The following is a 22,435-nucleotide window of genomic DNA, read 5'->3' as shown; positions in this document are numbered from 1 at the left end:
ATCTCGTAAGCTGGGACCTCCTGCTCGCTGCGCTCGGCCCGAATTACATTCGGGCTCACCCCCTGGTGAATTCTTTTCCAAAAACTTCTTGACAGTTAATACCTAGAGCGGCTATATATGTAATATGTAGTCATCCTATGTATCGGAGGATAAGCGATGAATCCGCAATTATTTGCAGGCACCATGGAGATGCTCATTCTGGAACTGGTTTCGGAAGGGCCCACTTATGGCTATGAAATTACGCAGCGCGTCACGAATCGTTCAGCCAATGAGTTTGAGCTGAAAGAGGGGAGTCTGTATCCGGCGTTGCATAAGCTGCAGCGTAAAAAACTGTTGAAGTCGTTCTGGCGAGAAGTCGATGGTCGTCGGCGGAAATATTACGAACTGACGATCCAGGGACAGAAAGCGCTCAACGAGAAACGACAGGAATGGAAGCAGTTCTCTTCCGCCATCGAACGCATTCTGGGAGCACAAAGTGGCCTGGCCTGAGATCAGTATCGAAGATTTTCCGCCCGAGCGTGATGATGAACCATCCTCACTGCGGCAGGATATCATTGATGAACTCAGCGACCACTTTGCGTGTGCCTTAAACCGGGAACTGTTGAAGAACCCGGACGAACAAACCGCAAAACAACGTGTTATTCAAAACTTCGGCGATCCCATCAAAATCGCTCGCCAGCTCTGGCTGGACGCGATGAAGGAGAAAATCATGTCACAACGTATTATGACCGGAATCTCTGTTGTGATGGCGGTGTGCTGTATTGCGGTGGTGGGCTTTGCCTGGATCCTGGTGCAGGAAAGCCGGGTGGTGAACCAGAAAATGCTTGCGCATCTGGCGACGATTGCGGGTCGACCTCAGCCCGTTGCAGCAGTTGGCAGAGAACAGCAGATCCTGGATCAACTGAAAGAGTTGAAAGAGGAACAACAGGCTGCCGCCAACGCCAGCAGTGAAGATATGAATCAGATCTCTTTTCAGCTCGTTCAAGATAACAAAGACAAAAGCCCAGCCGCTGGTTTTACAGGCACACTGACAAAAGGTGGAAATCCATTAGAGACTTTTACGCTGGATGCCGCCAGTAATGCAGAGGGACTACTTGATTTTGGTAAATTACCCTGGGGAAAATATCAGCTGAATCTGAGTGCTCCCTGGGGTGAGTCTTTTCATCAGAATGTATCGGTGATACCTGGCCGCAATTATTCCCAGGTAATCAGTTGCCCTACTGCGGCACCGGCAAAAGTTCCCGTTCAGTTTCAGATAAAATGGCCCGGCGAATTCAATGCGGATGACTGGGTACTGTTATGCGACTTTCGAAATGCCTCAGGTCGAAAGCAGCAACTGGAGAGCAGTAGACTCATTCAAGATAAAAACTGGATTTACCGACAGAATTCGACTGAAGATTCCAGTGGTGTCTTTCTCATCGATAATCAGAATATGATCTCAGCTTACCCCGTAACTAAGGATGGGGAATTCAAAGATATTGATTCGCAGCAATTGATTGATAATTCTTCGGTTAAGATGAGTCAGGGAAAACATGTTCTACCTGATCTGATTCTGGTTCAGAAACAAGATTTGCTGAAACTGTCGGAATTGAATGAGCAGAAAATCTATAACGTTTTAAACAATAGTAGATCCGACCTCGGGGGATACAGTCTGAACTATAGAAGAATACTGGGAGGTAATTCTGGATTTAGGATCGACGAAGCTCATACGTTTCTATTAATTCCCTTCCGCAATGCCCCCATTCATTTAGCTCAATCTGATGCTGTGAATGGCAATGAAGGACCGCGATATGCAGACGGGATCGAATTATCAAAGCGGCTCGTTTTTACGGCATCTCAAGACAAGGAGAATCTCTGGGAAATCAAGTTGCCTTATCTGGAAAATCTCAAGATGCCCGAAGGAGTTGCAGGGTCAGGGCAAGGTCTCTTTTAAGAAAAATGGTTTACAGGAATTGAACATTAAACGGGAGTAGTATGTGAACTGGCCAGAGCTTAGCATCGAAGATTTTCCGCCGCGACATGACGATGAACCGTCATCGCTCAGGCAGGACATCATTGATGAACTCAGCGACCACTTTGCGTGTGCCTTAAACCGGGAACTGTTGAAAAAACCGGACGAACAAATCGCAAAAAAACGTGTTATTCAAAACTTCGGCGATCCCATCAAAATCGCCCGCCAACTCTGGCTGGATGCAATGAAGGAGAAAATCATGTCACAACGCATTATGACCGGAATCTCTGTTGTGATGGCGGTGTGCTGTATTGCGGTGGTGGGCTTTGCGTGGATCCTGGTGCAGGAAAGCCGGGTGGTGAATCAGAAACTGCTGGAGCATGTCGCTGTATTGGCAGATCGCCCTGTTGCTTCTGCTGAGTCTGGAACTGATCAGGAGATTCTGCTGGAGTTAAAGCGATTGAACCAGTTGCAGGCAACGGGAGTTGTTGCGGGTCAGGACGAATTGCAGCAAGTCAGTTTTCAACTGGTGACAGATCAGAACAGTCAACCGGCGACAGGATTTAAGGGAAGACTGCTTCAACTAGTTAAGGGGTTGGATGGTTTTACGGTTGATGTCGTCAGTGATACGCAAGGCAAACTGGATTTCGGAAAGTTACCCGCCGGGGCTTACGCATTGGAATTGAAAGCACCTTGGGGAGAAATGTATCAGATACAGCATCTCAGAACGATTCCGGGGCGTGCGTTTTCAAAGACCATTGTTTGTCCCGCCCATCAACCGGAACTAGTCTCCATCGGCTTCCAGGTTGACTGCTCGGCAGAATTCGAGTCAGACAAATGGCTGTTCCTGGTAGATTTTGGCGTACGTCAGATCATACATAAAAAAGAAAAAATAGAGCGTTATTATTCCAGTGAACGTCAGATTGAAAATGAAACGTGGCTCTATGCACAACCAGTAAATCAAGGCGTTTATCTGATCGGGAAAAACGGGGCATTCTCACCGATTCCGATGACTCAAACCGGCAAGTATCCAAATCTGAAACCGGATTTCCCATTGGACCAATTAAGAGTCAAAGTGCCTCAGGGGCGCTATGCGTTGCCCGTCGTTTATCTGATCAAAAGGGATGATTTGAGCCAGTTGGCAATCATGAATGAGAATTATTTTGATCCAGTATCTTCTGAGATGTCACATTTAGTCTCTGGGCTTTCCAGGTATATCCCAGATGGGACCATGTATGGGATAAAGCAGACCATCTTCGTGTCACCGCTGAATATTCTGGATAAGCAGCCGATTGAAGTCAGTACTGGGGAAATACTGCAATACCCCGTGCAGCATTTTGTGGCAGCTCCTGGGAAGAACAATATCTGGACCATCAATTTATATGATAAAAAAATAGCCCGCGTTAAGTAGAGACGAGATTCAAGATACCCAGAGGTTCCAATGAGCATCCAAAACGTAGCCTCTATCGCAGCCCCTCGATTCAGGAGTAAAAAGTGGCCTGGCCTGAGATCAGTATCGAAGATTTTCCGCCCGAGCGTGATGATGAACCATCCTCACTGCGGCAGGACATCATTGATGAACTCAGCGACCACTTTGCGTGTGCCTTAAACCGGGAACTGTTGAAGAACCCGGACGAACAAATCGCAAAACAACGTGTTATTCAAAACTTCGGCGATCCCATCAAAATCGCTCGCCAGCTCTGGCTGGACGCGATGAAGGAGAAAATCATGTCACAACGTATTATGACCGGAATCTCTGTCCTGATGGCAGTCTGTGGTGTAATTGTGGTGGGGATGGTCTGGTCGATGATGAAGGAGAGCCAGGCGTTCAATACTCGAATGATGGCGCAGATGACGGAAATTGCGAATCGACCGGTGCCGGAAGTTCAAACTGAGTCAGCTGCCGGTGAAATGAATCAGGTTTCCTTTCAGCTGGTTCAAGGGAAGCAGGGAGGAAAGCCAGCGATTGGCTTTACCGGTGAGTTAACTAAGCGAGGCGAGAATATCGATGTTTTTAAGCTGGATGCCGTCAGTAATGACGAAGGGGTAATGGACTTTGGAAAGCTTCCCTGGGGAAAGTATTCACTGAATATTAAATCTCCCTGGGATGAACATTATTACAGTGAATTGACTGTGCTACCGGGACGAAACTATTCCCAGACCATTGTCTGCCCGAGTGCGGCCCCTGTTGAAGTGCCGGTCCGATTTGAGGTGCAATGGCCCAATGACTTGAAGTCAGATGACTGGCTGTTGTTGTGTGACTTTCGTCCCCGGCCATATCACCGGGGAATGTCTGCATTGTCTCGGAAAATTGGAGTCGAGAACTGGATTAGATCATATCCGGGTGACGGTAAATGGGACTATCCGATGGCCTGTCTGATCAATCAGGAGAATCAGGTCTTTCGTTGCCCGTTAGATCAGAATCGACTGTTCCAGAATCTTGATATTGATAAGTTAGAAGCAAAACAGTCGATCAACATGATTGAAGGAGATCAGTACCTGCTGCCGGTCATGTATCTCCTGAAAAAGCAGGATTTGTCTGAACTCTCTCGCCTGGAGCCTCATCAGACTGAGAGAATATCTCCCTACCTGGTATTGCACCACGACCGGAAATTTACCAGCGAATTGTATTCTAACAGGATTAACCTGCAGAGTGGTGGGTTTGGAGGAGGTTCAGGCAGCTTTAATCCTACGACAATGATTGTCGCGCAACATAAGATCGCGGCTCTGAGAACAGCCGCTGGGAAAAATAATCCAATTCAATTTGCCAACGGAATTCAGTTTTCGAAACTGCTGAAGTTCACCGCTGCCAAAGACCATGACAATGTCTGGCGTATCAAATTGCCTGAGTTGAGCCAGTTGAAAATTCCTGAGGGAACCAAACCGGTTGAAGCCAATGGGTCTGGCGGGGGCTTATTCTAAAGCGAAGCATTTCTGTCCCATTAAAATGAAGGAGTATTGCGTGGCCTGGCCTGAGATCAGCATCGAAGACTTTCCGCCCGAGCGTGATGATGAACCATCCTCGCTCCGGCAGGATATTATCGACGAACTCAGCGACCATTTTGCGTGTGCCTTGAATCGAGAGTTATTAAAAAATCCGGACGAGCAACTGGCGCGACGCCGCGTGATTGAACTGTTCGGCGATCCCATCAAAATCGCCCGCCAACTCTGGCTGGACGCCATGAAGGAGAAAATCATGTCGCAACGTATTATGACCGGAATTTCTGCCGTGATGGCGGTGTGCTGTATCGCTGTGGTGGGGATCGCCTGGTCGATGATGAAGCAGAATGAAAGTCTGAATCTGAAAATGCTGGAACAGATGGCGGCAATGGGCAATCGTCCTCAGGCGGCGGCTAGAGAGTTGGATCAGCAGTTTCTCAACCAATTAGAGGTCTTGATCCAGAAGCAGGTCTCACAGGCTGATTCCAGTTCGGGGGCAATGAACCCGGTTTTGTTTCGGTTGGTTGAGGAAAAGAAAGAGGGCAAACCGGCGGTTGGTTTTTCTGGAACATTGACCAAGGTTTCGGCCGATGGGGGAGACTTCAAAATCGAAGCGGTGAGTGATGCACAGGGGCAACTGGATTTTGGCAGACTCCCTTGGGGAAAATATCAGATAAACCTGCGGGCACCATGGAATGAGGAATGGAGTGAAAAAACGTTTTCCACGCTTCCGGGGCGTAAATACGAAGAGACGATCGTCTGCCCTGCAGCAGTTCCAGGAAAAGTTCCTGTGCAGTTTCAGGTCAACTGGCCAACCCGGCCTGAAGAAAAAAATTATTATGTTTTGTGTGATTTTCGATTGGAAAAATCTCAGGCTCACTTTGAAATCTTGAGTGACTCAGTCGGGAAGTACTTTCTGCAAGCTGTGCAAACTTTTCAGCAGGCTCCCTCCTGGCAATACTCGTGGTGGACGTATCGATACAACGTCAATCAGGAACCTGATAAAATCAAAGCAGTATTCCTGATTGATGTCTTGAATAACCGGGTGGCCCTTTGTCCCCTGACGCCCGATGGGGATTTTAAGAATATTGATCTTCAAGAACTGGCCTGGGAATCAAGTGTTGAGTTTTTACAGGGGAATTATTATTCACCTGCCATCTATCTACTGCGGAAAGAGGAACTTACCAGGGTAAGTGAGTTGAATTCACTCGGTAAAGTCGAAACGATTGTTCGCTCAGACAACAGGTTCAGTATGAATGATTATGGGGGCAACAATATGGGGGCGATTATTTCACCAATTAACCCCTTTGAACTCGCACCTCAGGTAGTGAAAAGTCTTGCGCAGAACAAAAACCCAATTGAGAAGAAATTCAGCAGCAAGGAGATATCAATTCGAGGATATCGGGAAAATCGTAAGGCTGCGTTTTCCAGTTTTATCGCGACCAAGGATCAGCCGAATCTTTGGAAAATCAACATTCCCGATCTGTTTCCGGTTACTCTGGAATCCGGTTCATTGAGTAGTGCCCCGTAACCGGGAAGAGTGTTTCATCTCCTTTCCCGATCTGCTGGCAGTTGACTTCGTAGACGAACTTTTCCTTCAGTTCGTTGACCTTGAGGCGCACCGTTTTTTTGTCGTCTGAAACCGTCACGTCTTCCACTTCCACTTTGTACCGGCCGCTGTCGGGACTGGCGTAGCTGCCGCTCCAGACGCGGGTGTAGCCGGCGATGGTGTAGGCTTCTTTGTCGGCGGCTTTCTTCGCGTCGACAGGTGCGAAGAATTCGAGTTCGAAGCCGTCGTGAGTCGCGCGGAGCTCTTTGATGCCGTTGGGCAGTTTGCCGTTGGGAGTGAGTTTGGTGATCGAACCGGTATTCTGACCTCCGAGCCAGCCGCTGTCGTGGATGCTGCCGACGTAGATGTCACCTTGGGGGCTGACGGCGACCGACATGGGGCCGGCAAAGTTGTGTTCATCGGGGGGGACATCCGCGCGGGTGAAATAGTAGGTCGCGCCCTGAACGGTATCGCCGACTTTCTGCGTGGTGAAGCGGATCAGGAAACGTTGATTGTATTCGCAGCCCAGCCCCTGATCGAACAGGCTGTTGTAGGCGAACTGTTTCGGAATGCAGGTTAAACCGTTCACACTGCGTGTCCAGGGGTGAGGTACCTGGATGGCAGCGCGGGTTTCTTCCAGGTTTTCCTTGTTACGCAGATCGGATTGACTGGGAACGCCGTACGCTTTGCCGGGGATCAGGAAGTTGATTTCGTTAAACGTATTCTGCACGCCCTGTTGATCGGAAATAAAGATTTCATCTTTGGAGTTGATGGCCAGGCCCGTCGGATAGCGGAAGGCGTGTCCCAGGATTTCGAGATTGCCGTTATAAGTGATCTTGAGAATCTTGCCGCGCCAGTTGATCTGATCGTCGGGGCGTTTCATCTGGGCATAATCGCTGCCTAAGCCGACATACAGATTGCCCTGGCTGTCACGGATGCAGCCGGTGGCCCAGTCATGGTAATTATCGTTGAAGCCCCAGCCGGTGGCGACGATGGTGCGCTGGTCGGCTCTGCCATCCCCGTTGGTATCGGAGAGTCGGAGCACTTCCGGCTTGTGGGAAACGATGATATCGGAGCCGTCCGCGATGATGCCGAACGGCGCGGAGAGACCTTCTTCAAACAGGGTCAGTTCGTCTTCCACACCATCGCCGTCGGTGTCTCTGGCGAGATAGATGTCTCCCTTCAAGGATGTGAAAATCATTGTGCCATCCTCGCGCCAGGCGAGAGCCGTGGGCATGATGCCACCATCCAGAGGCAGCCGCACGCCATCAAAGCCGGGCGCGCTGGTGACGGTTTCGATTTCCGGTTTGGGTTGGGGTTTGGTTTTGACCTGCAGCCCCTCTGCCTTGAGTTTGCAGAGGTAGTTCAGTGTCAGGTTGGCCTGCCCGGAGGAGGGGCTTTCAGCCTGCATGAATTCGTGTGAATTGTTATCAGGGATTCGCAGCCAGTTCGCATCGGGTTTGTGGGGAACCGTGATTTGAGGACTGCCGATGCTGTTGGTGAAACGAGGTCGACCAATATGAAGTGTGTAGCCTTCGGGAAGATTTCCCGCTTTGATCGTACGTTGCAGCCCCGTCTTACCCGGCTGATCGGGGAGCGTCTGGAAGGTGTCCGTCACTGAGACGGTAGTGGTCTGCTCGCCGATTTTGAAATTGAGTTCATAATTCAGAGTGACCTGATTCCCCTGGGATTCATAGCTGCGCAATGTGCCTGCCAGGCCGTTCTGGAGCAGTGGATAGACGGCCGCTGCGGGTTTCTTACCGGTGGGGGTCAGCACATATTCAAAGCCACGCTCGTAGCCAGAGATGATGGGGGAACCGGCCATATCCCAGTACCAGCTTTTACCTTCGGTGCGCTGGCGAGCCAGATCTCCGAGCGTCCATTGGACGATAGAGAACTGATCGAGATCAATCAGCAGGTTGTGTCCGTTATCAAAGCCGACCGCAAAGGCGCGGGATACATAGCCACCGCCGGTCTCTTTGGGGTTGGTAAAGACATCGCGGACAATCCGCGCCGGTTCGCCGGCAGCGATGGTAAAGAACTGCTCCACAACGGAGGGGTTCGTGGGAACTTTGAATTGGGGATCATTCAGTCCGAGCCAGATGGCATCCAGCTGACGGTCGATATTGCCTCCCAGTACTTTGGGAACGCTTTTCTTGAGTGCGGGCATTTCCATGCCAGGCACGATCCGGAGCGGATTGTGAACCCAACGGAGGAAGTATTCTTTCCGCATGCGATCGCCGAGCATCAGCAGGTCAGATCCGCGGGTCCCGAGCGCGACGTTGCGTGGTTCATACTTTCCGAGTACATGACAGGAGATGCAGCTGAAGCCTTTGGCACCGGTAATGGTCTGTCCGGCAATCAGCAGTTGCGCGCGATCCTGATCGGAAGAATCAACCATGAAGCCGGGCTGCCGCGGACCATCGTCGGGAACCCGATCATGGGCAACCAGGTAATCAAGCAATGCCTGTTTGTCGTCTTTTGTATGCTGGAAGCGAGGCATGCGGACGCGCAGCCAGGGCATGCGTACTTTTTTCTGTTCGCCACTGACGGCTTCGGAAAGGGCTTCCTGCTTGAGTTTATCGCCAACGGCAGTGAGCGCGGGGGGAATCATGCCTTCACTCTGTCCAGCGAGTGCAGGATCGAACTTGGCCATCTGGCCGGCGATCTGGGTGATGCCTTCGTGTTTGTCCCGTTCGTGACAGTAGATGCAGTTGCGCTGTTCCAGCACATAGCGTCCACGATCAAATTCGTTTTCCGGAGACGGCGCGCCAGCGCTTGATTTAAGATAGGCGATGACCGCTTCCCGGTCGATGGTACGATAGGCGGGACGTCCTTTTTCCAGATCGGGGGTTTCTGCCAGACAGGAGTTCTTCCAGTCTTCAGTGGACTTGGAAAGATCGACGATCTGCTGTGCCGGTGTTTCGATGCCGGGAATCGTGTGGCAGGCGGCGCAGCGGGCCTGGGTGATCAGTTTTTTTCCACTGGCAATGAGGGTTTTATCTGTAGATGGCTTTTTGCCCTGCGGGAGTTTGGCCTGCTTCAGTTCCGAAAGTGCGTAAGCCAACTGACGACGTTCGGTGGTACTGAGTTTAATGACCGGCATGCGATGTGCTTTGTTGAGTTTTGCCGGGTCTGAGAGCCAGGTGTAAAACCACTGTGTTTCGCGTTTGTCGCCAATACTGCTGAGATCGCCGCCACTGAAAGGCTGTTGGTTGCCTTTACCGTCAATCGTATGACAGGCCAGGCAGCCGACCGAACGCATCAGGATTTCCCCGGCCCGCTGTTCTTCATCATGCGTGGGGGCTTTTTTGGTTTTCTTGTCTTTCGGAGCCGCGGGGATTTTACTGAGTGATGCTGATTTGGCGTTCGCAAACAGATAGGCGGCGATGGCTTCGGCTTCCTGATCGTTGAAGCCGAAGAAAGGCATCTTGGCATGGGCGGAGACAGAGTCATCGTTTTTGATTTTTCGAACCAGCCATGCCGGGTTCAGCGCCGTTGTGACATGCGTCAGATCGGGAGCGGCGGGACTGGTCAGCTGATCTGCTCGTTGATGGCAGCGGTTACAGCGATGAGCGTCAAAGTGAGTACGTCCGCGCCAGATCTGTGCGACTTCGGGATTCCCCTCTTCGCGATAGAGGATGTTGGCCTGGATCGGTTCGAGTCCAAACAGATTGGAAGACCAGAACAGTTGCACGCGTGCCTCTGGTGAGATCTTTTTGTAAGCGACTTTGAGTTCGAATTCGCCGAAGTTCTGTTTGTATTTTTCTCCGACAATCCAGCCGGGCGTTTCGCGTTTACCTTTTAGAACGGTTTTACCGTCAATTTCAACGGTGAGTTCTCCTTCCAGGTAGGCGGAGATCTGGTAGTCACCCGGTTGCCGGACGAGGATCAGACTGGTCCAGTCGGCAGAAAACGGACCTGCGGGAATTTGCGGCAGCGGTGCCTGTTTTCCCCAGTTGAAGGCAATATCCGGATCAATCCGCTGGAATTGCGTGTTTCCAGACTGGTAAGTTCCCAATAGACCGGGGGGATAGTCGTCTTCTTCGGGATCTATTTCTTCTGCTGCCAGATTTCTGCTGGCAATGTTGAGAAAAAGAGCAAGAAGTAAAAATAACATCAGGGGCAGAACGCCCCTGATCCAGGCTGCAGGAATTCGCTGGGTGAGCATAATGGTCCGGTAGCTATCGTTCTAAGAAGGGGTTTGTTAAGAACCTGAAATAAGTCGTGATGAAAATAAAAAAGCAGCCATTCGTTATTGTTCGAATGGCTTTTCATCTTTGGCGTTGGCACCGAAAGAGGCGCGGAATTCATCTACGATGGATGTGACGGTCTTTTTAGGGCCGGTCAATTTCAGGAAGTAGTATGCTTTGCCTTCAACAGCCAGGATGACGCCCAGCATGCGTGAGTCGGGAACCGCTTCGGTTTTGCGAAGGAAAGGGGGGCCGATCGATTTGTTGTAAGTGCCCGAGATATCGACAAAGATGTATTTACCGTCTTTGGATTCTCCCTGGGTGACTTTGGCTTCGCGATCTTTTCCTGAAGCAAACTGACCAATCCAGCGCGAGACGTTCGCGGCGACGCCGCCACCTGTCCCACCAAAGGACGAGATGACAAGTTCAGCAGGTTCTTTATCACCTTTGACGGCGGGGATTTCAAATTGCGCGAGACGCAGGTTGTTGGAAGGGGGAGAACTTTTCCAGGCTTCCGGAACTTTGAGCGTGATGTCTTTGATTTTGACTTCGGTTGTTTTCTCCGTTTTTTCTTCTTTGTTGGCTGCTTTTGCAGAGCAGGCATAGATGGCGAGAGAAAGTCCGAGAACGGAATACAGAACTCTTCTGAATGTGGTGGGAGAAATCATATATATCCTCAATTTGAAATCAGGAGATTGCGCGTACAACTGGTTTAATTGTCCCGCATTTCGCGGTGATTTTCAACTCGTTGCTTCCAGATTTGGCTGACTCCAGCCAATTTTGCAGAAGTTAATGATGTTGTACAAACACGTTGCAAAAAAACAACAGGTCTGTTTTCAGGGAGAAACAGCAGGTCGTTATCAATCAGCGGAGACGCAGCGATTCTGTGCCCAGAGACGCAGTTGGGCGATTCGTTCCTGCATCAGCACCGCGAGAGGGCGTGTTTTCTGGATTTCCGAGGCGATGTGCCGATCTTCGATTTCGGCATTTTCGGAAAAGGCGGCGAACAGGCCTGACATGACCGCCTGTTCCAGCTCGGCCCCGGTAAAGTCTTCTGCCAGTGCAGCGAGGGAGCGCAGATCAAACTGATCGGAATCGCGTTTCCGCCTTTCGAGATGAATCTTGAGTATCTGTTCTCGGGCGGAAGAGGTAGGCAGGTCGACGAAGAAGACTTCATCGAAGCGTCCCTTGCGCATCAGTTCCGGCGGAAGGGCGGAGATATCGTTGGCAGTCGCGATGATAAAAATCGGATGTCGGTGGTCCTGCATCCAGGCGAGCAGGGTGCCGAACATGCGTTTGGAGAGCCCTCCATCCGCGGACGAACCGGAGGCTGATGCGAATGCTTTTTCAATCTCATCGATCCAGAGAATCACGGGCGCCATTGATTCCGCCTGGGAGAGGGCCTGCCTGAGCTGACTTTCGCTCTCGCCGATGAATTTCTGATACAGCATGCCCGGGTCCAGACGCAGGAGCGGCATATTCCAGTCTGACGCGACCATTTTTGCACAGAGACTTTTTCCCGAACCGGGGACACCCAGCATGAGCACGCCGCGCGGTGGTTCAATTCCATAGTCCTGGGCTTTTTGAGTAAATCCACCCCGACGCAGCTTCAACCAGTCTTTCAGTTTGTTCAATCCGCCGACTTCATCCGACTTCACGTCGACGGCGATGGATTCCAGACAGCCTGTGGATCCCAGGAGCGTGCGTTTGGCTTCAATGATGTGGGGGAGATCATTGGCGTTGAGATCGTTATCCTGCAGGATCGCTGAGCTGATGACGCGTTCGACTTCGCTGCAACTGAGTCCCCGCATGGTCAATACGAGTTGTTCCATTTCGCGGCGGGTCAGCCTGGCTTTGATCTCGGAATCGCTTTCCCGCTTGATCTTATTGTAGGTCTGTTTAATGACGTCTGATAATTCATCGGTTGTGGGCCAACCCAGTTCGTAGCGGATGGTGAAGCGTTTGATTTCATCGGGCAAGGGGAAGGCATCGATCAGGATGATCGTCGATTTTTTTTCATGGCAGGTGTCCATCAGATCGCGGAGCATGCGATTGACGACATTGTCGCGGCAGTAGGCACCCAGGTCCTTGAAAATAAACAGGTCTTCATCGGTATTTTGACGGATGAAGGTCAAGGACTGTTCCGGTTTGCCGCCGGGCACGGTGGGCGATTTCAGGCTGCCATGTTCCAGCTTGCATAAGCCGCCTGTTGTGGACCATTCAAAGATGGGCTTTTTCAACTTCAGCGCGATATCCCGGATCACTTTTAAGGCACGCTGTTCGTCCAGGGTCTCGATGGAGATTAAAGGATTACCCGAGCGTATCAGCAGTTGCAGTGAATTCGGCATGAAGGTTCGTTCCTGTAGAGTCTTGTTCGTCAGAAGCGGTAACGGAGCTTTCAGGAAAGGGGATGAAAGATTATTTCGATGTTTTCAGTAATTTCTGAAATTGCTTCCAGGTTTTGGTATTCGCGACATCTTTTTTCGTGAGCCCGGCCCGGCGCGCCTGGTAGATGCCGTACTGCATGACATCCAGCCCGGAGACGCTGTGGGCATCGGTATTGATCACAATCGGAATGCCCAGTTCCTTGGCCCGGGCGGCGTGGATGTCATCGATATCGAGTCGCATGGGATGCGCGTTGATTTCCAGCATGGTGCCATAGTCGGCGGCGGCTTTGAGAATCTCCCCATAATTAAGATCGGCACCGGGGCGTTTGCCAATCAGACGACCCGATAAATGACCGATGATGGAAACATTGGGGTTCTGAATGGCATTCAGCAATCGTTGATTGATCTGTTTCTGAGGTTGTTTAAGTCCGTAATGCAAGACAGCGATGACCCAGTCGGCTTCGCTGAGGACATCATCGGGCAGGTCCATGCTGCCATCTTCGAGAATGTCGCATTCAATGCCTTTCAGAATCTGAATGCCGGAGATTTTGTCCTGAACTTTTTCAATGGCTTTCCAGTGTGCCCGCAGTCGTTTGGCATCCAGTCCATTGGCCATGGTGACCCGTTTGGAATGGTCGGTGATGGCGATGTATTGATAACCTTTCGCTTTGGCGCCTTCGGCCATTTCCAGAATGGATGCCGTGCCATCGGTGGCTGTCGTATGCATATGCAGATCGCCGCGAATGTCTTTCAGTTCGATCAGTTCTGGTAATTCATTCTTTTCTGCAGCGGCAAACTCCATCCGGTCTTCGCGGATTTCCGGCGGGATCCAGGGAAGATCGAGCGCTTTGTAGACTTCTTCCTCGGTTTTTCCGGAAATCAGCTCGTCCTCGCGAAACAGTCCGTACTCATTCAGTTTGAGACCTCGATCCTGGGAGCGGCGGCGGAGCACGATGTTGTGTTCTTTGGAACCGGTGAAGTAGAGCAGGGCGGCGCCATACGATTCTTCGGGGACGACGCGAAGATCCAGTTCGAGACCGGAATTGAGCCGCACACGCTGCTTGGTATCACCGCGGGCGAGAACTTTATTCACCAGTTCGTGGTCTGCCAGCGCGTCCATGACTTCGGCAGGCTGGCTGGAAGTGACGAGGACATCCAGGTCACCGACGGATTCTTTACGTCGGCGACAACTGCCGGCTTCCGATATCTGCTGAACCGAATCGAGTTTACTGAGATCATGAATGATGGCATCGGACTGAGCTTTGGCCTCTGCGAGCCGAACACGATTTCCAGCCTGGTTGAGATGTTCGAGTCCTTCCAGAATGATCTGTTCTGTTTTTTTGCCGAAGCCTTTCTGCTCGGCGATCACGCCATTTTCAGCGGCTGCTTTGAGGTCGTCGAGTGATTGGATGGAGAGTTCAGAAAACAGAAACGCGACTTTTTTAGGACCAATTCCTGGGATATCCAGCATGCGAACGACGTCTGCAGGTATCTGTTCTTTGAGTTCTTCCAGCTGAGGGAGCGTCGAAGTTTCAACGATCGTGACAATTTTTTCGGCGAGGTCTTTACCAATGCCGGGCAGATCCTGCAGTTCTCTGGGATCGGACTCCACAATATCCTGAATGGAGTCAGGCAGTCCCGAAATGGTTCGGGCGGCGTTTCGATAAGCGCGGAGCCGAAAGGGGTTTGCGCCTTGAATTTCCAGCAGGTCTGCCAGTTCCTCAAACTGGCGTGCGATTTCTGAGTTTTGCATGTTCCGAATCCGGATGTGAGATCATAAAGAGTGGAAACCGAAAGTGGTGTCGTATGCTTCTTACGATAACGGGACTGGCGCATAAAAAAAGTGCAAGGCGGTCAGGCACTTGCACTTTGTTGAGACTTTGAGTTTCTGCGATTACTTGCTGGCAATTTTTGCAGAATCAGTAATAGCAAACCAGCCGGAATTCACAGGCACATCCTGTTTGGCAACCTGCGGTGCAGAGAAGCTGGTACGAATCGTCAGGCGTTCGGCACGAGGTGCTGATTTCCAGGTGATTTTCTGGTCCAGATTCAGAGGACGCACTCGCAGAGGAGGAAAGTTTGTTTCCTGTTCTGCTTTCGGAGTTTTAATCGCTGGTTCCTGAATCGGAGCCGTCTTTTTCTGGGGGATGGCGGTTTTAGGAAGTTTGCCATCGGGGGTTGGCTTGAAAGCGTCGGTTGAATTGCTGCCACCGAACAGATCGTTGCTTTCTTCTTTTTTCTCGGGGCCGAAATCAGGCTGGCTACGTTCAAAACCCGGATTGGCAGGAGTCGCCGGTTTGGCGCCTGGCATAGGCAGTTCTTCCACATCCCGATTCAGAGGAGCTTTGAACAAGTCTTCCGCTTCATTCTTCGGCATGGGAGTTGAATTCATGGGACTGCGATCATAGCGTCGCTGCTCGAATCCGGAGTCTTCCACACCGGGATCTGGCTTTCTGGAATTCATGGGGTCATCGGCAAATGTTTTGGGAGTTGTACTTTCGACTTCGCGCGGTGGAGGAACTGTCCCCCCGGCATTCGGATCGGGGGTTGGCGTACTAGCGGTAGCCGGGTTATAGGAGACTCCGCATTGTCCGGTACTGCAGCCAGCTGCACCGCAGGCACCGGTTGAGCATCCGCCGATACCACAGCCACCCATTCCACAGGAGCCACAACCAACCGGGCCATAATAACTGCCGGTGGAAGCATAAGCATTTCCGCCGCTGAAATTACGGTAACTGACGCCAACCGCTTGAGGATTGTTGAGCAGATACCAGCGGTAGGCTGCACGGGAACTGCGTCTTGTCTGACTGCGATTCATGGTTCCACCATAGTAGCTGGTGTAACCGGGCTGGCCGCAGCAGCTGCCGCTGTTCATCATGCCATATCCACCATAGTTGGTGGTATAGGGGGCAGGAGCATATCCGGCACCATAGGCCATGGGACCGTTTCGGCTCGGACCAAAGATGGCATTATAAGTCCAGGGAATGACTCCCGCGTTGGACTCGGCCAGAGACATCATGCCAATAGTCAGGAAACAACCGACCGTTAAACATACTTTTTTCAGATTCATTTTTTTACGAAGACTCATCATCCATTCGACCTTTTTAAATCGAGCTTAACAATTGCACGACCAGGGGCAGTAAGCCATGCCGAAAGAAGACGTAGTCCATCACGCCAGATTCTCTAAACTTCCAATTTTTTCGAATATATCGAAAACTTATCCATAAGTTACTCTTTTGTACCCGGACGATCGTACCGATGTCAATGATTGGGATTATTGCTCCGGTCGGTTAAACTAAGTTTTTCAACAGTAATTTATAATAATTCGCAATAGTCTCCATTTTAACTAAAGTCAGATTTATCGGGATTGCACCTGTTTTTGAGACTCAATCGACATTTCGAACGGTTCACCGACCGATGTTGATCAAAGAATGGTGATAAGTTGATGTGTTGGAACGACTTAATAAAAATATTCTGAGTCAGTGTTTCATTGCCTCGGATTCCGGCGTGCAGAATCTGTGCGGGGGCCTCTCAGCCTGAAAAACAGCTGAGTTCCTCTACCGCAGAAATCAAAAAAATGGTAACGTTCGTAGTCTGAATCAGGCAGATAACCTGATATTTATGCTTCAGCTTTGTGACTTCATGGAGGAAGATCACCAGCGCGTATGAGAGATCGTTGTACCAACACGTTTTCTGAGTCCCGGTTCGGTGTGCCGAATTTGAACCGCTCAGGTTGCGCGCGGCGAGCAATGTTCTGTAGTAACTCGGGCAGGTTTCTTCTGGCAATACTGTTTCTGATCTGTTCGAGCTGCGTCAGTTGGAAACAGAAGATGGCGATTCTGGATTCCGAGTCGCAGGACCTGGTGGAACAGGTGCGGGTAGCGAGCGAAAGTGGTCGCCAGGAGCAGGCTGCGGAACTGCTGAAGCAGGCCGTCGCATCGAATCCCAACAATGCGGCTGTGCGTCAGCAACTCTCTGAATTTCTGATTGCGAATGGTTACTCGGAAGAAGCGATCCAGCAGTTGCAGAAGACGACCGTGCTGGCCCCCGACGATCCACGACCTTATATCGATCTGTCTTACCTGCTGTATGAGAAGAAACAGTACACGGACGCGTTGAAAAACCTGGAACTGGGCCTGATGCTGGATCCGACGAATATTCGTGCCCTGATCCTGAAAGGGGAACTGGAGGAACTGGCGGGACTGAATTCTTCGGCAGTGGAAACATATCATCGTGTATTACAGGTAGAGCCTTATAATATTGTCTCACGCCTGAAACTGGCTGGGCTTGAGATCAAGCTGGGAGAACCGAACCGGGCGACACCGATCTTACGCCCCATCTGTCATAATACGAGTGCCACCATTGAACAACGGGCCGAGGCACAGTGGATGCTGGGAATCGCTTATGGAGCCGAGCAGCGCTGGACGGACTCTGTCGCTTCGCTGGAACAGGCGTTAAAGAATCGGGAACAGGTTTCTGCTGATGACTGGTATCGGATGGCGTACGCCTGTCTGCAGGCCAATCAGATGGAGAAAGTGTATCCGGCGGTCACTCAGGCATTGACTCTCAATCCGATGCATACCGAAACAAATCGCCTGTCCAACTTTTTGACGCAACAGACCAATCAGATGAATATACAACAGGCTTCCCTTTACACTCCGCTGCAACGTCCCGGTTTTATTGGACAGGAGCCGGAGCGGATTCCGATCGAAACTCTGCAGCCTCCCCAAGGCTGGGAACGCGTCAATAGGCACTCTGTTTCTTCTGCCAGACCGAATCTGAAGTAGGCACGGTTGTTCAGGCCAGGATCCATTAACTGTCTTACCTGTCTGGCAAGACTGATCCCGTCTTCCGATTCCCTTCAGGGAGCTGAATTAACGTAATTTCAGGTTAGAAAAGGTCTTATTTCGATCAAAGCCAGATGATTAGATAATTTTGATACTTGAAAAAAGTATCTATGGGACTAAATGATATAGTGGTAAGACTTTGCTATAGTATGAAATATAGAGTGGTTTCGATTAATTTCAGATGAATTAAATGACTGTCCTCTGCCGGGTTTTTGTGTGACTTGAGCGCTTCCGATTGAGTTTTCCCTGTTGCGAAGTCTTAAGTAAGACGCCTTCCCTTACCAGAAGCGTTACCGCAGTGACAGACCAACGAAAGACGTTTGCATGTTTGAATTTGTTTCCGATGCCCTGAATCTCAAACAGATGGGATCAATCGATCCGGGTGCGCAATCCGTTCTGTCCACAGACTCACGAGTGGCTTCCTCGAAAAGCCTGATGCCAGATGTCGCCAATGAGTCGCTGCCTTTAACGGGGGGGACACTGGAACGCGTGGGCATGTCAGGGGTCGAACTGGTACTGCGATTACGCGACGCGTCGGGCGAAATCTTTCGAACACCGGCCCGGGCGGATGCTGCCGTCAGCCTGGATGATGAAAACGTCAAAGGCATTCATATGTCTCGGTTGTTTCTGAGCCTGAACAATCGACTGGCGGACACTGAACTCAGTTTGCCTGTGGTCAACGAAATTCTGAAGGATTTTATTCACACGCATCAGGACATGAGTTCCAGCAGTTATCTGACATTAACTTACGAACATTCCCTGAAACGACCTGCATTGCTCTCTGACCATGCCGGCTGGCGTGCCTATCCGGTCAAGATTCAAAGTGCCTGCCAGCAAGGCGTCTTTCGTCATCAGGTGCAGGTCAGACTGACTTATTCCAGTGCGTGCCCCTGTTCGGCTGCCTTATCCCGTCAGCTAATCCAGCAGGCCTTCGAAAATCGCTTCAGCGATCGCAGCGAACTGACACATGATGAAATCATGCAATGGCTGGGCACACCGGAGGCGATCCTGGCAGTGCCCCACAGCCAGCGAAGTCATGCGGATGTATGCGTCGAACTGGAAAGCGAGATCGAAGAATTTCCGATCGAGTCGCTGATTGATTACCTGGAACGCGTGATTGCCACACCCGTACAGACGGCGGTCAAACGGGAAGACGAACAGGAGTTTGCCCGGCTCAATGGTGCCAACCTGATGTTCTGTGAAGACGCCGCCCGCAAGCTGAAAGGCGCACTGGAAGGGTATGAAGGCGTGAAAGACTTCCGCGTGGAAATCAATCACCTGGAAAGTCTGCATCCGCACGATGCCTCCGCTGTGGCGATTAAAAACCGCTCCTGATCTCTTTATCACACATGATTTTAAGCCTGCCTTGTCGCAGGCTTTTTTTCTGAAAGCAATCAACAGAAGATTAAAGACCGTTTTACCCCGGTTTTTCTATTTTGACGCGAGTGATGACTTTTTTGATGTTGCTTCTTGCGGAGAGTCGGCTGATCCAATAACTTAATTTTATTAAAGAAACTACTTTTGGTTTATTGTAGCGGCAGGCGGGAGTTCGGTTCCTGCTGACGCGGTTTAATTCAGGAAAGCGCAAATGGTTTTGAAACGACTACTGACGATCACCTGTGTCTGTCTGGCTGCTGTCTCTGCTGTAGGAGCGGAAGCGGGCGACAAAGTCATCACCCCTAAAGATGGTGTGATTCATCTGTTTAACGGTAAGAATCTGGACGGCCTGTATGTCTGGAATCGTGATACCGCTTATGAAGATCCCCGTGAAATCTTCACTGTGAAAGATGGCATGCTGCATATTTCCGGCGATGGTTATGGCGGACTGATTACCAAAAACGATTACCGTGATTATCACATGGTGATTGAATTCAAGTGGGGCGAAAAGACCTGGGGCAAGCGGGAAGACCGTGCCCGCGATTCCGGTGTGCTGATTCACTGCCATGGTCCCGATGGTGGATACGGCAATACCTGGATGGCATCCATCGAAGCACAGATCATCGAAGGGGGCGTGGGTGATATCCTGGTCTTAACGGGCAAAGACCCCAAGACCGGCGAACCGATTCCCACTTCACTGACTACAAAAATTACCAAAGACCGTGATGGTGAAAAAGTCTGGAAGAAGGACGGCGAAGAAATCACGTTGAGTTCCGGCCGAATCAACTGGTTTGGCCGTGATCCTGACTGGGCCGACAAAGTTGGCTTCCGCGGTAAAGATGACGTCGAAAGCAAGTTCGGCGAATGGACGCGGATGGATGTGATCAGCAAAGGTGGCGAGATTGAATACCTGGTTAACGGCGTCGTTGTGAACGCAGGCTACAACGCCAAGCCAGATCATGGCAAGCTGCTGGTGCAGACCGAAATGGCTGAGATGTGGGTTCGCAAATGGGACCTGTATCCACTGGGCAAAGCACCTGAGTACAAAAAAGATTAGCTTCACTTATTGTGAATTCAGCCCTGCTGCGGTGATGACCGGAGCAGGGCTTTTTTTATGCGCAGCTAAAAGAGTCAGAGGCTGTTGCTCTCACTGCCACTGTTATTATTTTTTCATCGTAACAGGGGAATCGTCGGTGTCTGCCAGTTCGGGAATTTCTTCCTGCATGACGGTAAACATCTCGGCGACTTCGGGTTTGAAGACATCGCCGATCAGGATGTCGACGAGATTCGATTTGAACTGCGGGTACTGTCTGAGGAAGTTTCCGAAACTGAAACCGGGGGTGTAGAATGCGTAGACCAGCTTACGGAAGTTATCGACGCCTTCTTTATAACCGGGATACCACTGGCTCAGACGCTCGACTGAAAAGTCGTCTGTTTCATACGCTTCGTTGATGGCATCGGCGATCAGTTCACCCGATTTCATTGCCAGGAACACGCCACTGGAATAGACCGGATCAATGAAGCCAAGTGCGTCGCCGGCGAGCATCCAGCCGGGACCGGCAGGTTGGCTGGAGTGATATGAGAAGTCTTTGGTGGTCATGAATTCGGTAACGGGATGGGCTTCGGTCAGGCGGCGTTTAATGCCGATACATCGTTCGACTTCCTGGAAGAAAATATCTTCGCTGTTCTTTCTCTCTTTGGAGAACATGTAGTTCATGTCGCCGGTACAGCCGATGCTGACCACGTTGTCCTGCAGCGGGATATACCAGAACCAGGAGCGTTTGCCTTCGGTCTGCAGGATGAGGGTGGCTCCTTCGTCGATACCGGGATCGCGTTGTGCATTTTTGAAGTGTGCCCAGACCGTTCCTTTCCTGAGTACCGGATCCGTCTGTTTGAGTTTCAGTCGATTGGCAATGAAGCCGGATTGCCCGCTGGCATCAACGACCAGTCTGGCAGTGATGTTGCGTGTTTCCTGGTTGCCCAGTTTGACTTTGACGCCGGTGACCTGTTCGTCTTGTGTCAGCAGGTCAGTCACTTGGGCTTCGTTGTGGAAGGTGGCACCTTTAGACTGAGCATTGTCGATAAGCATCTGGTCAAATTCGGCACGATAGACCTGCCAGGTTTGTGAGCTTTCGTGATCTTTGTAGTCGTGGAAGTAAAAAGGCATCGTTTCGACGCCTTCATCTGTCACAAACTGGACGCTGAGTTTTTTGGGAAATGCTGTCTGCTTGAGCCGCTCAATCAGGCCGAGTCGTTTGAGAGGCCAGTAGGTTTCCGGAATCAATGATTCGCCGACGTGGAAGCGGGGAAAGCGGGCGCGATCGACTACCAGGGTATTGCGTCCCTGTTCGGCCAGCAGGGCAGCCACTGTAGAGCCTGCGGGGCCGGCTCCGATGATCACAACATCGTATTCAGATTCGAGTTCAGGCTGTTCTTTCAGGTCCGTATCAAGCATGGAAAACCCTTAGTCAGTCAGTATAAATTCAGTTAGCGAGCAAGCAGTGTTTTATTGTGTCTCTGCTGCCAATCAGGTCGAGTCGACCAGACCCAGAGACACGCTGGTGAACGGGAGGTCGCCCCGCCCCGTGCTGGTTTCCAGAGAGTTATAGCAGTGGAGCCGAAACTTCCAAGAGGTCAATTGCCGGTTGTTGATTGCAAAAAATAGTTGCCAGGCGTCCATAGGTTATCTGGCCAGGTTCGATTTTCATGACTTTCGACAGGCCGGGGCCTGCTGTAATGCGGAGTACGGCTCCCAGGTCAACATGTCGAAGTACGTTGTGGTTGATTAATACACGACCGAGCGGAATTTCACCCGCCAGAATTTCGTCTTTCACAGCCTGGGTGACATAATCAAAATTGAAACGGACGATTCCGAACTGGACGACATCGTCGGTGCCACTCTTGGATAACAGGATCTGCCTGCTGTAAACATTTTCATCGAGTCTCTGGTCAAGCACGGTCACATCGACAGAAGTCTTGTGGTATTCCTCCATGGTGACAGTCATGTGGTGATAGTGCGCGAGTAATGATTTATAAGGTTCCGGCAGACTGGCAGAGGAAACGTGTTCAGCCCGTTCGAACAGTCGTTGTTCGTTGGGAAACAATTTGACAAGTGCATCGAGTTCGTCTTGTGGGTTCACTTGAAAATGATTTCTTTTATCAGGGGAGGATCAGGAGGAGTATCATCTATC

Annotated in this window: 15 protein-coding genes; 8 read left to right on the top strand and 7 right to left on the bottom strand. The window is 50.9% G+C overall.

Annotated features, from left to right (window positions below; translation table 11 throughout):
- The first annotated feature begins 156 nt into the window (after positions 1-156).
- The 5 genes from GmarT_RS21655 to GmarT_RS21635 all read left to right on the top strand — a co-directional run bounded on the left by GmarT_RS21655 (position 157) and on the right by GmarT_RS21635 (position 6,422).
- Positions 157-489 carry a PadR family transcriptional regulator gene (locus GmarT_RS21655; RefSeq protein WP_002643791.1) on the top strand — a complete coding sequence of 111 codons (333 nt, stop codon included), beginning with the start codon at positions 157-159 and terminating at the stop codon, positions 487-489.
- On the top strand, positions 476-1,933 hold the full coding sequence (locus tag GmarT_RS21650; RefSeq protein ID WP_002643792.1) for a DUF1700 domain-containing protein: 1,458 nt from the start codon (positions 476-478) through the stop codon (positions 1,931-1,933). The genes GmarT_RS21655 and GmarT_RS21650 overlap by 14 nt, the downstream gene beginning before the upstream one ends.
- 43 nt (positions 1,934-1,976) lie before the next feature.
- Positions 1,977-3,362, top strand: coding sequence for a DUF1700 domain-containing protein (locus GmarT_RS21645; RefSeq protein WP_002643793.1), 1,386 nt, complete (start codon positions 1,977-1,979; stop codon positions 3,360-3,362).
- 83 nt (positions 3,363-3,445) lie between these two features.
- Positions 3,446-4,873 carry a DUF1700 domain-containing protein gene (locus tag GmarT_RS21640; protein ID WP_002643794.1) on the top strand — a complete coding sequence of 476 codons (1,428 nt, stop codon included), beginning with the start codon at positions 3,446-3,448 and terminating at the stop codon, positions 4,871-4,873.
- Positions 4,839-6,422: a hypothetical protein gene (locus tag GmarT_RS21635; protein WP_149303215.1), complete on the top strand. Its 1,584-nt coding sequence runs from the start codon at positions 4,839-4,841 to the stop codon at positions 6,420-6,422. Before GmarT_RS21640 ends, GmarT_RS21635 begins: the two co-directional genes overlap by 35 nt.
- Here the strand turns inward: GmarT_RS21635 and GmarT_RS21630 are convergent.
- From GmarT_RS21630 to GmarT_RS21610, 5 genes are all read right to left on the bottom strand, one after another.
- Complete coding sequence (locus tag GmarT_RS21630; protein WP_187782313.1) at positions 6,385-10,560, bottom strand: DUF7133 domain-containing protein; 4,176 nt, start codon at positions 10,558-10,560, stop codon at positions 6,385-6,387. The genes GmarT_RS21635 and GmarT_RS21630 overlap by 38 nt on opposite strands.
- Before the next feature lie 135 nt (positions 10,561-10,695).
- On the bottom strand, positions 10,696-11,301 hold the full coding sequence (locus GmarT_RS21625) for a hypothetical protein (protein WP_002643797.1): 606 nt from the start codon (positions 11,299-11,301) through the stop codon (positions 10,696-10,698).
- A 192-nt stretch (positions 11,302-11,493) separates the two neighbouring features.
- On the bottom strand, positions 11,494-12,981 hold the full coding sequence (locus GmarT_RS21620; protein WP_002643798.1) for an AAA family ATPase: 1,488 nt from the start codon (positions 12,979-12,981) through the stop codon (positions 11,494-11,496).
- 70 nt (positions 12,982-13,051) lie between these two features.
- Entirely contained in the window at positions 13,052-14,773 is a 1,722-nt protein-coding gene (gene polX / locus GmarT_RS21615; RefSeq protein WP_002643799.1) for a DNA polymerase/3'-5' exonuclease PolX, read from the bottom strand.
- A 141-nt stretch (positions 14,774-14,914) separates the two neighbouring features.
- A complete protein-coding gene (locus tag GmarT_RS21610; protein WP_002643800.1) occupies positions 14,915-16,111 on the bottom strand; it encodes a hypothetical protein in 1,197 nt (398 codons plus the stop codon).
- A 739-nt stretch (positions 16,112-16,850) separates the two neighbouring features.
- Between GmarT_RS21610 and GmarT_RS21605 the strand changes: the two genes are divergently transcribed.
- From GmarT_RS21605 to GmarT_RS21595, 3 genes are all read left to right on the top strand, one after another.
- Positions 16,851-17,807 (top strand): tetratricopeptide repeat protein, encoded by a 957-nt coding sequence (locus GmarT_RS21605; RefSeq protein ID WP_157158890.1) that lies wholly within the window; start codon positions 16,851-16,853, stop codon positions 17,805-17,807.
- A 384-nt stretch (positions 17,808-18,191) separates the two neighbouring features.
- The gene (gene folE2, locus GmarT_RS21600) at positions 18,192-19,202 is read left to right on the top strand and encodes a GTP cyclohydrolase FolE2 (RefSeq protein ID WP_002643803.1); all 1,011 of its coding nucleotides are present in this window, start codon (positions 18,192-18,194) and stop codon (positions 19,200-19,202) included.
- A gap of 253 nt (positions 19,203-19,455) precedes the next feature.
- The gene (locus GmarT_RS21595) at positions 19,456-20,301 is read left to right on the top strand and encodes a 3-keto-disaccharide hydrolase (RefSeq protein ID WP_002643804.1); all 846 of its coding nucleotides are present in this window, start codon (positions 19,456-19,458) and stop codon (positions 20,299-20,301) included.
- A 105-nt stretch (positions 20,302-20,406) separates the two neighbouring features.
- Here the strand turns inward: GmarT_RS21595 and GmarT_RS21590 are convergent, their stop codons facing one another.
- The gene (locus GmarT_RS21590) at positions 20,407-21,699 is read right to left on the bottom strand and encodes an NAD(P)/FAD-dependent oxidoreductase (protein WP_002643805.1); all 1,293 of its coding nucleotides are present in this window, start codon (positions 21,697-21,699) and stop codon (positions 20,407-20,409) included.
- Positions 21,700-21,847: 148 nt separating this feature from the next.
- The gene (locus GmarT_RS21585; protein WP_002643806.1) at positions 21,848-22,384 is read right to left on the bottom strand and encodes a hypothetical protein; all 537 of its coding nucleotides are present in this window, start codon (positions 22,382-22,384) and stop codon (positions 21,848-21,850) included.
- Between the last annotated feature and the right edge of the window lie 51 nt (positions 22,385-22,435).

Origin of the sequence: Gimesia maris, from assembly GCF_008298035.1 — a bacterium.
In the GTDB taxonomy this organism is placed as follows: Bacteria; Planctomycetota; Planctomycetia; order Planctomycetales; family Planctomycetaceae; genus Gimesia; species Gimesia maris.
The sequence above is the reverse complement of the archived record's forward strand: the minus strand, read 5'-3'. Positions and strand labels throughout refer to the sequence as shown.

Bases quoted from the DNA above. Each gene is read 5' to 3' on its own strand.
- GmarT_RS21655 (WP_002643791.1), top strand. From the start codon at position 157: ATGAATCCGCAATTATTTGCAGGCACCATGGAGATGCTCATTCTGGAA.
- GmarT_RS21630 (WP_187782313.1), bottom strand. From the start codon at position 10,560: ATGTTATTTTTACTTCTTGCTCTTTTTCTCAACATTGCCAGCAGAAAT.
- GmarT_RS21625 (WP_002643797.1), bottom strand. From the start codon at position 11,301: ATGATTTCTCCCACCACATTCAGAAGAGTTCTGTATTCCGTTCTCGGA.
- GmarT_RS21620 (WP_002643798.1), bottom strand. From the start codon at position 12,981: ATGCCGAATTCACTGCAACTGCTGATACGCTCGGGTAATCCTTTAATC.
- polX (WP_002643799.1), bottom strand. From the start codon at position 14,773: ATGCAAAACTCAGAAATCGCACGCCAGTTTGAGGAACTGGCAGACCTG.
- GmarT_RS21610 (WP_002643800.1), bottom strand. From the start codon at position 16,111: ATGATGAGTCTTCGTAAAAAAATGAATCTGAAAAAAGTATGTTTAACG.
- GmarT_RS21605 (WP_157158890.1), top strand. From the start codon at position 16,851: ATGGCGATTCTGGATTCCGAGTCGCAGGACCTGGTGGAACAGGTGCGG.
- folE2 (WP_002643803.1), top strand. From the start codon at position 18,192: ATGTTTGAATTTGTTTCCGATGCCCTGAATCTCAAACAGATGGGATCA.
- GmarT_RS21595 (WP_002643804.1), top strand. From the start codon at position 19,456: ATGGTTTTGAAACGACTACTGACGATCACCTGTGTCTGTCTGGCTGCT.
- GmarT_RS21590 (WP_002643805.1), bottom strand. From the start codon at position 21,699: ATGCTTGATACGGACCTGAAAGAACAGCCTGAACTCGAATCTGAATAC.